General features: G+C 53.7%; 11 protein-coding genes and 1 tRNA gene. 10 read left to right on the top strand and 2 right to left on the bottom strand.

Annotated features, from left to right (window positions below; all coding sequences use genetic code 11):
• The first annotated feature begins 34 nt into the window (after positions 1-34).
• The 10 genes from rpmI to HU772_RS10730 all read left to right on the top strand — a co-directional run bounded on the left by rpmI (position 35) and on the right by HU772_RS10730 (position 10523).
• Entirely contained in the window at positions 35-229 is a 195-nt protein-coding gene (rpmI, locus tag HU772_RS10685; protein WP_003250667.1) for a 50S ribosomal protein L35, read from the top strand.
• A 27-nt stretch (positions 230-256) separates the two neighbouring features.
• The gene (rplT, locus tag HU772_RS10690; protein ID WP_003250671.1) at positions 257-613 is read left to right on the top strand and encodes a 50S ribosomal protein L20; all 357 of its coding nucleotides are present in this window, start codon (positions 257-259) and stop codon (positions 611-613) included.
• Between the two features lie 111 nt (positions 614-724).
• Positions 725-1741: a phenylalanine--tRNA ligase subunit alpha gene (gene pheS / locus HU772_RS10695; RefSeq protein WP_186661675.1), complete on the top strand. Its 1017-nt coding sequence runs from the start codon at positions 725-727 to the stop codon at positions 1739-1741.
• A gap of 31 nt (positions 1742-1772) precedes the next feature.
• On the top strand, positions 1773-4154 hold the full coding sequence (gene pheT / locus HU772_RS10700; protein WP_186661677.1) for a phenylalanine--tRNA ligase subunit beta: 2382 nt from the start codon (positions 1773-1775) through the stop codon (positions 4152-4154).
• 4 nt (positions 4155-4158) lie between these two features.
• Positions 4159-4461, top strand: a complete 303-nt coding sequence (gene ihfA, locus HU772_RS10705) for an integration host factor subunit alpha (RefSeq protein ID WP_009394049.1) — start codon at positions 4159-4161, stop codon at positions 4459-4461.
• A complete protein-coding gene (locus tag HU772_RS10710; protein WP_011533210.1) occupies positions 4442-4798 on the top strand; it encodes a MerR family transcriptional regulator in 357 nt (118 codons plus the stop codon). Before ihfA ends, HU772_RS10710 begins: the two co-directional genes overlap by 20 nt.
• A 99-nt stretch (positions 4799-4897) precedes the next feature.
• Positions 4898-4974 (top strand) — tRNA-Pro (locus HU772_RS10715).
• 492 nt (positions 4975-5466) lie between these two features.
• Positions 5467-6393 carry a DUF4007 family protein gene (locus HU772_RS10720; RefSeq protein WP_186661679.1) on the top strand — a complete coding sequence of 309 codons (927 nt, stop codon included), beginning with the start codon at positions 5467-5469 and terminating at the stop codon, positions 6391-6393.
• Positions 6383-9691: an ATP-binding protein gene (locus HU772_RS10725; RefSeq protein WP_186661681.1), complete on the top strand. Its 3309-nt coding sequence runs from the start codon at positions 6383-6385 to the stop codon at positions 9689-9691. The genes HU772_RS10720 and HU772_RS10725 overlap by 11 nt, the downstream gene beginning before the upstream one ends.
• The gene (locus HU772_RS10730) at positions 9684-10523 is read left to right on the top strand and encodes an adenine nucleotide alpha hydrolase family protein (protein ID WP_186661683.1); all 840 of its coding nucleotides are present in this window, start codon (positions 9684-9686) and stop codon (positions 10521-10523) included. The genes HU772_RS10725 and HU772_RS10730 overlap by 8 nt, the downstream gene beginning before the upstream one ends.
• Positions 10524-10678: 155 nt before the next feature.
• Here the strand turns inward: HU772_RS10730 and HU772_RS10735 are convergent, their stop codons facing one another.
• Both HU772_RS10735 and HU772_RS10740 read right to left on the bottom strand, forming a co-directional pair.
• Positions 10679-12532 carry a hypothetical protein gene (locus HU772_RS10735; protein ID WP_186661684.1) on the bottom strand — a complete coding sequence of 618 codons (1854 nt, stop codon included), beginning with the start codon at positions 12530-12532 and terminating at the stop codon, positions 10679-10681.
• Positions 12533-12534: 2 nt separating this feature from the next.
• Positions 12535-14940 (bottom strand): ATP-binding protein, encoded by a 2406-nt coding sequence (locus HU772_RS10740; RefSeq protein WP_186661685.1) that lies wholly within the window; start codon positions 14938-14940, stop codon positions 12535-12537.
• Positions 14941-15023 lie beyond the last annotated feature (83 nt).

The raw sequence follows: 15023 nt of genomic DNA on the forward strand, positions 1-15023 counted from the left end.
TTGTGTAATTTTTATTCGAATGCGGAGTTCCAACATGCCAAAGATGAAAACCAAGAGCGGTGCTGCGAAGCGCTTCCTGAAGACGGCTTCCGGCTTCAAGCACAAGCACGCTTTCAAGAGCCACATCCTGACCAAAATGTCGACCAAGCGTAAGCGTCAACTGCGCGGTGCCAGCCTGCTGCACCCGTCTGACGTGGCAAAAGTCGAGCGCATGCTGCGCGTTCGTTAATTCTGGTTAAGATAGAGGAAGTTACTCATGGCTCGTGTTAAGCGCGGCGTTATCGCTCGTAAGCGTCACAAAAAAATTCTGAAACTGGCTAAAGGTTACTACGGTGCACGTTCGCGCGTATTCCGTGTAGCCAAGCAAGCGGTCATCAAGGCAGGCCAATACGCCTACCGCGACCGTCGCCAGAAGAAGCGTCAGTTCCGCGCACTGTGGATCGCTCGTATCAACGCCGGTGCCCGCACCAACGGTCTGTCGTACAGCCGTCTGATTGCTGGCCTGAAAAAGGCGTCGATCGAAATCGACCGTAAGGTTCTGGCCGATCTGGCAGTGAACGAAAAAGCGGCGTTTGCTGCGATTGTCGAGAAGGCTAAAGCCGTACTGGCTTAAGTACCCACGACAATCATCCGGCGGCGCCTGCGCCGTCGGGTGTAAAACGTCATCGGATAGGGGAAGAGCCTTCAAAAGCTCTTCCCCTATTTTCGTATCTGGAGTCTGTACATGGAAAACCTGGACGCGCTGGTCGCCCAAGCCCTAGAGGCCGTGGAACGCGCTGAAGACATCACTACCCTGGAACAGATCCGGGTTCAATTCCTCGGCAAGAAAGGCGAGCTGACCCAGGTGATGAAGACCCTGGGCAACCTGCCAGCCGAAGAGCGCCCCAAGGTTGGCGCGCTGATCAACGACGCCAAGGAACGCGTCACCGACGTGCTCAACGCACGCAAGGCCGGTTTTGAAGAGGCTGAGCTCAACGCTCGCCTGGCCGCCGAATGCATCGACGTGACCCTGCCAGGCCGTGGCCAGACCACCGGCGGGCTGCACCCGATCACCCGTACCCTCGAGCGCATCGAGCAGTTCTTCACCCACATCGGCTACGGCATCGCCGAAGGCCCCGAGGTCGAAGACGACTACCACAACTTCGAAGCGCTCAACATCCCCGGCCACCACCCGGCCCGGGCGATGCACGACACCTTCTATTTCAACGCCAACATGCTGCTGCGCACCCACACCTCGCCGGTCCAGGTACGCACCATGGAAAGCACCCAGCCGCCGATCCGCATCGTCTGCCCAGGCCGTGTGTACCGTTGCGACTCGGATATCACCCACTCGCCGATGTTCCACCAGGTCGAAGGCCTGCTGATCGACCGCGGCATCAATTTTGCCGACCTCAAGGGCACCATCGAAGAGTTCCTGCGGGTGTTCTTCGAGAAAGAACTGGCCGTGCGCTTCCGCCCGTCGTTCTTCCCCTTCACCGAGCCGTCCGCCGAAGTCGACATCCAGTGCGTGATGTGTTCCGGCAACGGTTGCCGCGTGTGCAAGCAGACCGGCTGGCTGGAAGTGATGGGCTGCGGCATGGTCCACCCGAACGTGCTGCGCATGTCTGGCATCGACCCGGAAGAGTTCCAGGGCTTCGCCTTCGGCATGGGCGCCGAGCGCCTGGCCATGCTGCGCTATGGCGTCAACGATTTGCGTCTGTTCTTCGACAACGACCTGCGGTTCTTGGCTCAATTCCGCTAGGCCCAATCGACGCAACTTTCAGGAGAACAGCATGAAATTCAGTGAACAGTGGCTGCGCGGTTGGGTAAACCCGCAAGTCTCCCGTGACGAACTGGTCGCCCGCCTGTCCATGGCCGGCCTCGAAGTCGACAGCGTAACCCCCGCTGCCGGCCAGTTCAGCGGCATCGTGGTGGGCGAGATCCTCACCACCGAACAACACCCGGACGCCGACAAGCTGCGCGTATGCCAGGTGAGCAACGGCGCAGAGACCTTCCAGGTGGTCTGCGGCGCCCCGAATGCCCGCCCAGGCATCAAGATCCCGTTCGCGATGATCGGCGCCGAACTGCCGGGCGACTTCAAGATCAAGAAAGCCAAGCTGCGCGGCGTCGAGTCGTTCGGCATGCTCTGCTCGGCTTCCGAGCTGCAGATCAGCGAAGAGAACGACGGCCTGCTGGAACTGGCGGCTGACGCCCCGGTTGGCGAAGACATTCGCAAGTACCTGAACCTGGACGACGCCAGCATCGAGATCGGCCTGACCCCGAACCGCGGCGACTGCCTGTCCCTGGCCGGTCTTGCCCGTGACGTCAGCGCCCTGTACGACGTGCCGGTCACCCGCCCGGTGGTGCCAGCGGTACCGGCCGCCCACGACGAAGTGCGCCCGGTCGAAGTCAGCGCCCCGGCCGCCTGCCCACGCTACCTGGGCCGCGTGATCCGCAACGTCGACCTGAGCAAGCCGACCCCGCTGTGGATGGTCGAGCGCCTGCGCCGCAGCGACGTGCGCAGCATCGACGCCGCCGTCGACATCACCAACTACGTGATGCTCGAACTCGGCCAGCCGATGCACGCCTTCGATCTCGCCGAAATCAACGGCGGCATCCGCGTACGCATGGCCGAGGAGGGCGAGAAGCTCGTCCTGCTGGACGGCCAGGAAGTCGCCCTGCGCGCCGACACCCTGGTGATCGCCGACCACACCCGCGCCCTGGCCATTGCTGGCGTGATGGGTGGCGAGCACAGCGGCGTCAACACCGAGAAGACCCGCGACCTGTTCCTCGAGAGCGCCTTCTTCGAGCCGATCTCCGTCGCCGGCAAAGCCCGTTCCTATGGCCTGCACACCGACGCCTCGCACCGCTACGAGCGCGGCGTGGACTCGCAACTGGCCCGTGAAGCCATGGAGCGCGCCACCGCCCTGATCCTCGAGATCGTTGGCGGCGAAGCAGGCCCCGTAGTCGAGACCGTGAGCGAGCAGCACCTGCCGAACATCGCGCCGATCACCCTGCGCGCCGAACGCATCACCCAGATGCTTGGCATGGAGATGGACGCCGCCCAGGTCGAGCAGCTGCTCAACGCCCTGGAGTTGAAAACCAGCGCAAACGGGGCAGGGCAATGGACTGTCACCGTCCCAAGCCACCGCTTCGACGTCAGCCTGGAAGTCGACCTGATCGAAGAGCTGGCCCGCCTGTACGGCTACAACAACCTGCCGGTCCGCTACCCGCAGGCCCGCCTGGCCCCGCAAGCCCGCCCGGAAACCCGCGGCGAGCTGCCGAACCTGCGTCGCCTGCTGGTTGCCCGCGGCTATCAGGAAGCCATCACCTACAGCTTCATCGACCCGAAACTGTTCGAGCTGTTCACCCCAGGCGTCGAGCCGCTGCTGCTGGCCAACCCCATCTCCAGCGACATGGCCGCCATGCGCGCCTCGCTGTGGCCGGGCCTGGTCAAGGCGATGCAGCACAACCTCAACCGCCAGCAAGACCGCGTGCGCCTGTTCGAAAGCGGCCTGCGCTTCGTCGGCCAGCTCGGTGACCTCAAGCAGCAGCCGATGATCGCCGGCGTCGCCACCGGCAGCCGCCAGCCCGAAGGCTGGGCCAACGGCCGCGACGGCATCGACTTCTTCGACGTCAAAGCCGACGTGGAAGCCCTGCTGGGCTACTCCGGTGCCCTGAGCGACTTCAGCTTCGTCGCCGGCAAGCACCCAGCCCTGCACCCAGGCCAGACCGCCCGCATCGAGCGCGACGGCAAGGAAGTCGGCTACCTCGGCGCCATCCACCCGGAGCTGGCCAAGACCCTCGGCCTCGACCGCCCGGTGTTCGTCTTCGAGCTGGTGCTCGGTGATGTCGTGGAAGGCCGCCTGCCGAAGTTCAGCGAGCTGTCCAAGTTCCCGGAAACCCGCCGTGACCTGGCCTTGATCGCAGGTCGTGATGTGGCTTCTAGCTCGGTGCTTGAAGTAATTCGTGACAATGCAGGCGAATGGCTCACAGACCTCAGGCTGTTTGACGTCTACCAGGGTAAAGGCATTGATCCTGATAGAAAAAGCCTGGCCGTCGGCTTGACCTGGCAACATCCATCGCGCACTCTTAACGACGATGAGGTGAATGAAACCCTGCAAACCATCCTCACCTCGCTTGAACAAAGGTTGAACACCACGTTAAGGAAATAACGGCATGGGTGCTCTGACGAAAGCTGAGATGGCCGAAAGGCTGTACGAGGAGCTGGGGCTTAACAAGCGTGAGGCCAAGGAGCTGGTCGAGCTGTTTTTCGAAGAAATTCGGCACGCGCTTGAAGACAACGAGCAGGTCAAGTTGTCCGGTTTCGGCAACTTCGACCTTCGCGACAAACGCCAGCGGCCGGGCCGCAACCCTAAAACAGGGGAAGAGATCCCGATCACCGCGCGCCGTGTCGTCACCTTTCGTCCAGGGCAGAAGCTGAAAGCCCGGGTAGAGGCCTATGCTGGAACCAAGCCATAACGACGAGCTGCCCCCCATCCCGGGCAAACGCTACTTCACCATCGGTGAAGTCAGCGAGCTCTGTGCGGTAAAACCGCACGTGCTGCGCTACTGGGAGCAGGAATTTCCGCAGCTCAACCCGGTGAAGCGCCGTGGCAACCGGCGGTATTATCAGCGGCAAGACGTGCTGATGATCCGCCAGATCCGCGCTTTGCTGTATGACCAGGGCTTTACCATTGGCGGGGCGCGGTTAAGGCTCTCCAGTGATGAGGTCAAGGATGAGTCCAGCCAGTACAAGCAGCTGATTCGGCAGATGATTGCGGAGTTGGAGGATGTGTTGGTGGTGCTGAAGAAGTGACCTGGTTGACGACGAGTGGAAATTTTTGAAAAAAAGCTTCCATTATTCAAAAGGTTAGGTTAAATTCTTCAACGTTCTCAGCGGTATCGAGAATGATGTCGGGGCGTAGCGCAGCCCGGTAGCGCACTTGCATGGGGTGCAAGGGGTCGAGTGTTCGAATCACTCCGTCCCGACCAAAATACTCCAAAGAATCCAGTCACTTAGCGGTGGCTGGATTTTTTTATGGCTGTCCGCTTTTCTCTCGTTAACAATTTCCCTCACTTTCTGCCCCGCCGAATTTCAACTGTTAGTTAATCAAAAATTCAGAATCGGCAGAGTCTTGGTAATTTGCGTCCGCTCATACGGAGTGGCAATTACCCCTCCGAGTTTCGGTGGCCTCGAGCTCACCTTGCGAAGGCATACGACTTCGCGTTCCGTAGAATTCCTAACCGCGAAGCGGAGCCTAATTCGATAGCAAGCAAGAATCGTATCTACATTGCAGGCTTGTCCTTGCACGGAGCCGTAAGCCTACCGTCGGTACCGGTGAGTCGTGGATGAAATCGAGACCAGCTTTTGTAGAGTGATAGGAGGTTCCTATACAATGCGCCCTTATCACCTTGGACGACTGGATGGGTCCTCCAGGCCGGACCTCTGGTACTGGAAAGGGTAAGCATTTTGGGATGGGGCCAATGACTTCGATGCACGATGGCAAGATAGACGCCCATTTTTCTGGGCATGAGACGTTTCCGCTTCGTCAGATGTGGCTAAAAAAAGCGGTTGAGACCGCAGATGCAGATGGGCTCGTGCCCAAGACCACTTTCACTGACGATAGGGCTATCGCAGAATTCGGTGTAGGCCGAAACATGGTTGCGGCTATCAAGCATTGGGCACTTGCGTGTGATGTTTTGGTGGAGGATGAGTCACGACGTAATTTCCAGCTCAGCCCGGCAGGTAGAGAAATCTTCCTCGATGAGGGTTTGGATCCATTCTCTGAAAATCCTACTACCGCATGGTATGCACATTGGTGCTTGGCCGGTCGCGGGAACCGTTCCACCACATGGTATTGGCTTTTCAATGTATTCACCTCGCAATCATTCAGTCGAGACGAGGCGCTGCCTACGCTCACCAAATTTGCCCAAGCCATTTCTGGCGGGAGAAAACTGTCTAGCGCAACGCTGAGTCGCGATTTGGATACATGCTTGCGAGGATACGCTCCTAGATCCGCAATGTCCTCGGTTGAGGAAGCTGCTGAGCCTATGCTTGCTGAGCTCGGTTTACTCCAAGAGGAGCGAAAAGGCGTCTTCTCCTTCCGGCGCGGACCTAAATCAACGCTTACTGACGCTTTCTTCACATGGGCCCTCCTCGATTTTTGGCAGCGGCACCGGGTAGGTGAATCTTCCCTCACATTTGAAACCACAGCCTACGCGCCAGGCTCTCCTGGTCGAGTCTTCAAACTCGATGAGGAATCAGTAGCGGAACGTCTTTTCACTTTAAGTGAGCTTACTGACGGCAAGCTACGGTGGTCTGATACCTCCGGACTACGTCAGGTTTACCGCGGTGATTTTGAATGTGAATTGATGATGGCCAAATTGTTGAGAGAGTCCTATGTCCGTTGAGCCTGATGTTTTGCTCGAGCCCGCGCCAGTGAGAATCGAACGACACTATCGGCGCTCAGTCCGGATAGATGCAGATCTTGGACGGGATGATGCTTTGGACGGCTATGTGCTGACCGAGACTGCACGTGAAGCGCTTTCGATCATGACGCGACAGATCGTTGGCAGTAGTCAGCGCGCGTTCACTTGGACAGGTCCTTATGGAGGAGGGAAGTCGTCTCTGGCTCTCGTCCTAGCTGCTGCTATCGCCGATGATGCATCATTGCGCGAAAAGTCGGAGTGCTTCGTTGATAAGGTTCCCTCATTTCGAGAGGCGTTTAACACTGACGATGGCAGCTGGCTTGTTATTCCGGTTGTTGGACGTCGCAGCAGTATCCTCGCAGAACTTTCCAAGTCGCTTAGTAAAGCCACCGGTCGGTCGGAATCAGCTGATAGCTCAGATGCATTGATACATGCGTTGGTGAGTGAGGCTGAAAAGGATGGCCGTGCCGGCGTACTTCTAATTGTCGACGAAATGGGGAAGCTGCTTGAGGCATCAGCCGCGGGTGGTGACGATGTTCACTTCTTCCAAGATCTGGCGGAAGTCGCGGCTCGGAGCCGGGGAAAACTAGTCGTTTTGGGTGTTCTTCATCAGGCGTTCCGACAATACGCATCCCGTCTTGGCATTGAAGCAAGAGAAGAGTGGGCTAAAGTTCAAGGGCGTTTCTCAGACGTCTCTTTTGTTGCCACGGGTGATGAAGTAGTCGAGCTCATAGGAAGGGCGATCCATTGCGATATTGCCCATCCAAACACAGCCGATATGAGCGACACTATTGGAGCTGCCATTTCCGGCCGTCGTCCTGCAGTAGGGTGTGGTATGGGATCTCTTCTTGATAAGTGTTGGCCACTTCATCCAATAACTGCAGCGTTACTTGGACCTGCTTCTCGTAGGCAGTTTGGCCAAAATGAGCGAAGTGTTTTTGGGTTTCTAACATCGCTTGAGCCCCACGGTTTCCAAGATTTTCTTTCGACTTGGGATCAGCAATCTGTTTATGGGCCAGATCTTTTTTGGGATTATCTGCGAGCAAATCTTGAGCAGGCCATTCTCGCTTCTCCTGACGGGCACCGCTGGGCTCAGGCTGTTGAGGCAGTAGAGCGCGCTGCTTCCAAGGGTGCCACAGAAATAGAAATTTCGCTGGCAAAAGCACTCGCGTTGATCGACATGTTCCGCAGTGTTTCGGGACTTGCGGCAGATGAGGCTGTGCTGCACACCGTTTTACCTGGCTACTCGAAAGTTGAGATAGCCCGGGCTATGGAGCGCTTGGCGACTTGGCGGGTGGCGCTCTATCGAAGTCATCTCGGGGCCTGGACCATTTTTGAGGGCAGCGACTTTGATATTGATCAAGAAGTCGCGAAAGCTCGGGCGACGTTCGTGGAGGCTGACACGAAAGCATTGACGGCGCTGGCGAGTTTGAATCCGATCATCGCCAAGCGTCACTACCACTCCACCGGTACGTTCCGATGGCTAGGTGTGACTATGCATTCTGTGCAAGAAGCAGAGAGATTGTCGAAAAGCTACGAACCCGATAGTGGAGAGTTTGGTAGGCTGGCATTGGTTCTCCCTGAACGTGCGTCCACGCTCGAGGATGTGGCTAGGACCCTAAGCAAGCTGCAGAGTAACTCGAAGAAGACGCTGTTCTTCGGCATCCCGCCTAACCACCAGCTCATAGCTGACCTTGGTGCTGAGCTTATGTCATTGCGACTGGTTTACGAGAGCAGCCCTGAATTAGAGGGAGACTCGGTTGCTAGGCGCGAGGTGGCTGCGCGTTTATCTTCTGTAAAGGGCGCGATAGAAGAAGCGTTGCGTGAGGCTGTCGCGCGTGCCGAGTGGTTGTACGAGGGGCACTTTATAAGACCGGCTAGCCTGTCCTCACTTGCCTCGGACGTGGCAGCTCGAACCTTCAGCTCTGCTCCTCAAGTGTGGAGTGAGCTCGTAAATAGAGATGCCCTATCCAGTAATAGCGTGAAAGCACGCCGTGATCTGCTCCATCGTATGGTTCAAAATCCGCATGAGGAATGTTTAGGCATCGAGGGATACCCTGCAGAGCGGGGTCTGTACGAAACTCTTCTTTCCTCAACGGGGCTGCATCGTTTGGATAAGCAAGGAGTTTGGGGTTTCCAAGCACCCAAAGCAAGCAACTCGAGGAATTTCCATCCTCTGTGGAATGCAGCACTCAAGAAGTTCGCCAGCCAAATTGTCGGTCCGGTAGGGGTTAGGGAGCTTTACACCCTTTGGAGCGGCGCTCCCTATGGAGTGAAAAGTGGAATGCTCCCAGTGCTTGCTGTGGCGTTAATGCTCGCTCACTCTGACAAGGTTGCTATCTATCGGGACGGGATCTTTGAGCCTCGATTTACAGACGTCGACGTGGACGAAATGCTGCAAGACCCTAGCCGCTTTGCGCTTCGGTGGGTTGATGAAGATCTTGAAAAATCCCAGCAGCTTAAAACTATCTCGGCTGTACTGATTAAGTGTGGTTTTGAAGCTACTTCCGAATCTCCGCTAGATATTGCCAGAGCGCTTGTAAAGGTCATTTTCACTCAACCGTTGTGGACAAGGCGTACGCAGCAGTTGTCGGGGCTGGCACGTGCTGTCCGCGATCTCTTGGTGAAAGCATCTGATCCACATCAGCTGCTGTTCGTAGATCTACCGAGCGTTTTTGAGAATGGCGCTGTGCGAGATGGAGCTCTCCTTGAGAGTGTTCTATTGGAGCTAACAGAAGCGTTTCCAGCAATGTTGAGAAAGGTAGATAACCGGCTAGCAGAAGCCATTGACGCCAAAGAAGGAGATGATCCCGAACTCAGGGAGCGTGCCGGTTACGTCTCCAAAGCTACTGGAGATCTCCGCCTTGAGGGCTTTGCACTCCGCTTGCAGGAGCGGGATGGCACGGTTTTGGGGATGGATAACATACTGAGCCTGGCAGCGAAAAAGCCCCCACGCGATTGGACTGATTTAGATGTAGACGCTGCCTTGATTGCAGTAGCTGATCTGTCGCTTGCTTTCAGGAGGGCCGAAGCGCTGATCGCGGTGAATGGTAGAGCACCAGGGCGTGAAGCCTTCTCTATTGTGATTGGTTCCGGCGGGTCGTCAGATGTGGTCAACAAGACCTTTGAGGTTGCCGGCAGAGATAGGGAGGCAGTTTCAGGTGCAGCCACGAAGGTTCTGGAGTTACTGCGTAACTCCGGGCTTGAGGGGGATCTGCTCCTCGCAGCTCTTGCTCGGGCTGGATCCACGATCGTGAACGAAGGGCCAGGTCATGCGTGAGCGTCATCTGTTGGGGCTTTCTGGGGGACGTGATAGCGCTGCTCTAGCGGTATACATCCGCCAGACCAGGCCCGAATTGGATATCGAATATTTCTTTACCGACACCGGTGAGGAGCTGCCAGAGGTGCAGGACTTTCTCGGCCGGCTTGAAGGATTTTTGGGTAAGCCAATCCTGAGGCTGAATCCCAGGAGAGATTTTGAGTTCTGGTTAAGGGAGTACAACAATTTTCTTCCTTCACCTCAGACACGCTGGTGTACGCGGCAATTGAAGCTTGCACCCTTCGAGGAGTGGACTCGACCGATGCTAGCGGCAGGTGAGAAGGTTTTCTCTTACGTCGCAATCAGATCCGATGAAGACTATCGCGAAGGGTATGCCTCAAAGCATGAGAGCCTTAAGGTAGTGCTCCCTTTCCGTGAGGAGGGAGTAGATAAGCCCGGGGTTATCGAGATCCTGGAGTCCTCTGGTGTCGGCTTGCCCGAGTATTACGAGTGGCGAAGCCGAAGCGGTTGCACCTTTTGTTTCTTCCAACAAAAAATTGAATGGGTTCGACTGCGCGAACGGCACCCTGGCGCTTTCGAAGAAGCTAAGGCGCTGGAAAAGACAGCTTTGGATCATGGATCACCATTCACCTGGACTAAAGGTGAGCCGCTTTCTGATTTAGAAAAACCTACGCGCGTCGCTGCAATCCGTAAAGAATACGAAGCTCGTAAATTACGTGCCAAAGCACGGCGGTCAAGAAACCCTCTACGTCCATGGGAATACAACATGGATATCGATGATATTTATGGGGTCGATGAGGCTGACGGGGGCTGTAACATCTGTCATAAATAAAGCGGTCGCCCCAGTAGTGCTCTGCGGTTCCCCTAAACCAATGTGTACAAATGGTAACGAGCTGCCGAATTTCTCGACTATGTAATATCCTGGTCTGTTAAACTTGGTACGGCATTTGCAAAAAAAATTGCGAATGCCGTCCGTGTCATATTGAGTTAGGCGTGCCAAACGGCCAGCACTAGCTTTGCTTTATTCTGTCCGTTGCTAAGCCAGTTATCATGATTGATTAGGAATTTCAAATCTCTCATGGAGCTAGGCTTTTCTTTGCAGTAAATCAGTAGCGTCTCGTTTATGAGTTTGTTGCCGGCCTTGAGTTGTACCCCCATATATGCGCGTAGTAACTCTTCATTGATAGAGGCTGGAAACGCCTCAATGATGGAGCTCATACTTTCTCGATCTATATGAAGTTCGTCTGAGTTCCCTCTGCTCATGGCGTGTCCCGTTAAAGGGGTTCCTGCAAGTACAGACTCAGGGTCAGCTTCCGATAGTGTGCCGGCTAGTAAGGCAGTCCCTTGCAAATGCCAGCTAGACAACCTTCGCTGGAGTCCGACTCTCGATGCTCTCGAGCTATAGGTGGCTGCGATACTTTGAGCTTGGTCGAGGCGAAGCTCGCCTAGACCGGACCAGCCGTTTACAAAATCTTCCGCAAACTCTTGTATTGATGGTGTTCGGATGTTTCTTAAGTTCCATCCCAGGATTTCAGTTTCCGTATCGGTCGCTGTCGAGCTGAGGTAGACCATCGCCTGGTTTTTTTCTTGATTCAAGGGGCGCGAACGAACCCCGCTTATAAGCAATAATGATACCTTGTCGAATGCATCCTCTTTGGCTTGAGCAAGATCACATGCTTGCGTTAGATTAAGCCACTCTGTGCCATCATTAGAGCGTAGTACCATGCCAAAGCGAAGGCTCTTCTTTAGCCATTGCGCTTTGTTTAAAGCAGAGGACTGGGCAGGGTAAGTCGTATGATCAAGACTTGGTCCGCCACGCCACTCCATACTTCTCATAAGCCCTCGAATAGCTGCTCGAGAATCGCCTATCTCGGCCACTGGGGCTATAACATTTGTGTTGCGATGCTCCATCAATGAGTCGCCGAGCACGCGAAGTGAACTACGTATTCCAGTATACGACTCCAGTGCTGTCAGTAAGTGGCGACTAATGCATTCCTCCACGTAGCGGCAAAAGTCATCATTGTCCAATGTTGCTGTTTCGTGGAGTATGTCCATGGCTTGCAAGTCTAGCTCCCAAAGCTTATTTGCTTGGTCTCGAGCTGCAAGCTCTAGTCCTTTAGATGTCTCACTTACAAAGTCTTCGACTGCTGAAACGAATGGTCTGTCGGACGCTAGCTGATGCAGCGCAGTCTTCCAGTGGATTAAATCATCATCAGTCATAGGTTTGCCCATGATGCGCATTCTGGAACTTGATGCTTTCAGAAGTGGGCGGATACTGCGAAACTCGGACTGCAGTTGCGTGACGTGGGTTGACATCAATATAACTTGGAGTGGGTTGTCGCAGTCTTTGTGTGCGGTTATTACTGTGTCTATGAAGGGGAGCGTTTGCTGATTGGAGTTTCGAACTAAGTAGTAATCAACTATTATCAGGTCGTAGAATTTATCCGCAGGGATGAGCGGGGAGGAGTAGAAATCGATGTTTTTCGTCAGAAGTCCGCCATCTTCTAATAATTTTAGTACGCGTCTTACAGGTGCAGCGTTATCATGTCGGGCCTCTAATATTTTATGAACTGCGTCACTTAATCGGGTTGGCGCTTCTTCGAGTATGGCCTTATCGGAAAGCGGTGTGGCAAGGTCAGGAATTGTTTCTATTTTCAGACCATGCTTGGTTAAGACGCCGATATATGCCTCATAGTCAGGATCGTGAGGATCTCCAAGCAGTGCTGCGACGTCACCGTCGATGGAGAGCAGGTCTGCGGTACAAATATCGTTAGATAAGTCATCATCAATTATAGCAATTTTGATGATTTTTGCGTCTTGCAGAGATTTTTTGAGATCCATACCTATTCCTTGGGAAGCTCAAGTACAAAGCCCCGAAAACGGCCGTCATCGTCCGCTGAATCCAATACAAGCTTTGCTTCGTGATAAGTGGCAACCTCGGCTGCAATGAAAAGCCCGAGACCTTGGCCGCGTGGCCTTAGTGAAAAGCCCGCCGTGAATATTCTATTTTTATCGGCAGGTGAAATTCCAGGGCCGTTGTCCCTTAGAGTTAATGTCCGTGATTCAGGGTCAAGTTCGATGGAGATGCATCTGTCAGTTTGGCCCGGCTTGATACTTTGTTGTACCCAGTAGATGGAGTTTGTGATCAGGTTCTCAATTGCCAGGCTTACAAAACCTCGAACCATATTTACCTTTACTGGTCGAAGCTCTGGTTCATTTGAGATTATCAGCTTGCATTTTACTTCGTGGCGTTCAAATCGAGCCGCATAACCTTCAATTATGGTGTTTAGCAAGGCCGATAGGTCAAATACCTCTTTTCTATGTCTGCCGGACGGAGTGAGTGGGTCTAGTTGACGTAACCGAGTATTGATAGCTTTGATTTCAGCGTCTAGTTTTCCGAGCAGTGCTTTGGTTTGTGGTGATTCATCTTTAGACAGTTTTTGCATTAACTGCCTAGTGTGACCGGTTGTTCTCGTTAGCTCGTGGAGTACGCCCGACATAACCGTGCCAACTCCGGCTAGCTCAAGAATGTCTTCGCGGCGTTCTCCTGCTAGTTTGCTTGCCTCTTCGAATCTTGTTACTTCATTCTTTATGAAGTGAAGATGGTCTGCAATGGACTGAACAGAGCCTTGAACTTCTAGCGGAACCTTTGAGCGGATGTCAGTTAAGCCTTGTTCAGCTTGAACGACCCTCGCCCTTATCGTAGCTGGGGCGCTTTCGACAATGTCATCAAGTTTTGCTTTTTTCTCCTCGTGACCTTCATGTCCGATGTATCGCCGTAGCTCATCAATTGCGAATTTTGTCAGCATTTCTCGGACGAGGTTAGATTCAGGAGATTCGATAAGTCCTTCACGGTTTGAACGATCAACTAAGCCGGGATTCTCTGCTCTGGAAATCTCTAATGCGCCTACAGTTTGTATTCGGTTGACTGCAAAGCCCCCGCGTTTTAGCGCTGAGCTGTCTAAACCCAACCAGTCTTCACCGGTAGACTGTCCTGAGAATCCTACGCGAAAGCCGTCGCGATAAATTGCTATCCCGCCACTCCATATGTCAAGCTCTGCTTTCGCTGCCTTCCAGTTGCCATGTAATGTCGCTTGTTGGCGAAGTCTGTCACGGTTGAACCAGCGAATTGTCGCACGGATAGGGCCAATTTTTTTTAACGCAACTATGCTAGTGGTTAGCGCATGAGTAAGTTCGCTGGTGGTTCTTACAGTTATTTCTGGTTCGTTTCCCCGTTGATAATCAATTAGCTCAGTTCGCAGTGCTGGTCCGTTATTATCACTCAGTTCTTTTGGGTTGAATTCCAGCTCTATGTCGGTCTGAACGAGGTCGGTTAATAGTTTCTTCATTCCTTCAATGGGGATGCGGGCACCACCATTTATGTGGATGTCGATAGGAAAACCTAATATTTTTGTCTTTTCGATTGTGCCAGCTTGCAGGTTTTTATCTGCTCCTTCATTTGTTTCTTCCGGCTTTACGAATGGATTTTGCAAGCGACGGAGGAAATCTCCAATTAGCTTGTTCCTTATTTTTTCCTCGGTCCAGTGACTCTTCAAGGCCGAAATCGTTATGACTGTTCCCGATTCAGTCTGTCGAACGCGAGTGCTAGATTTTATGTCTAGACTTATGTCGTTGATGTCCTTGGTAGGGTCGTCAAATAATCGCCAATCAAAAAGTATTTCGTGTGCGTTTCCACCCTTGCTCCAAGAAGTTACTTTGGCACTGTCTCCAAGGCGCATCATTGCTAAGCGGCCGATACCTTTATTGCCTAAGATTTTGCGGCTAAGATCCTTGGAGTTATTGGTTGTTAATTTGGATGGTGTTCCAATTGCTAGGAATACGGATTCAAGTGTTTTTGCATCCATTCCGCAGCCTGAATCTTCAATAGAAATATAATTGAGTGATTCAATTGTTCGTGTTGCTTGCTCAGCTGTGGGGTGAGAGTCGAATTCCTCAAGTAGCTCTATTACTCTTGAGTGTTCGCTAGTGCCGTAGGTTTGTTCGGTGATTTCTTTTTTTATTTCTTGTATGACTGCTTTGAATGTTGGGGTGCCTTTGCTTCTATTGATCTTGCTGATGCTCTCGTCAACTACTGGCTGAGGCACAGGGATATGGATGTCAATTTTTACTCTGGGGGATTCTGCGTCAAACGCATTTTTAATGAGCTCATTAATTGCGACCTCGTCTGAGGTGATCAGTTCTGCACCAAGATGCACTAATGTCCTAGCTGCTACCGAAAATGTTGCCACGTGATTCAATTCCCTGAATAGATGTTAATAAGTACAGGTTTAAGCCAGGAGGATGACTTTACATCGACCTACTATCCATGAAG

The organism is Pseudomonas xantholysinigenes (genome assembly GCF_014268885.2).
GTDB lineage: Bacteria > Pseudomonadota > Gammaproteobacteria > Pseudomonadales > Pseudomonadaceae > Aquipseudomonas > Aquipseudomonas xantholysinigenes.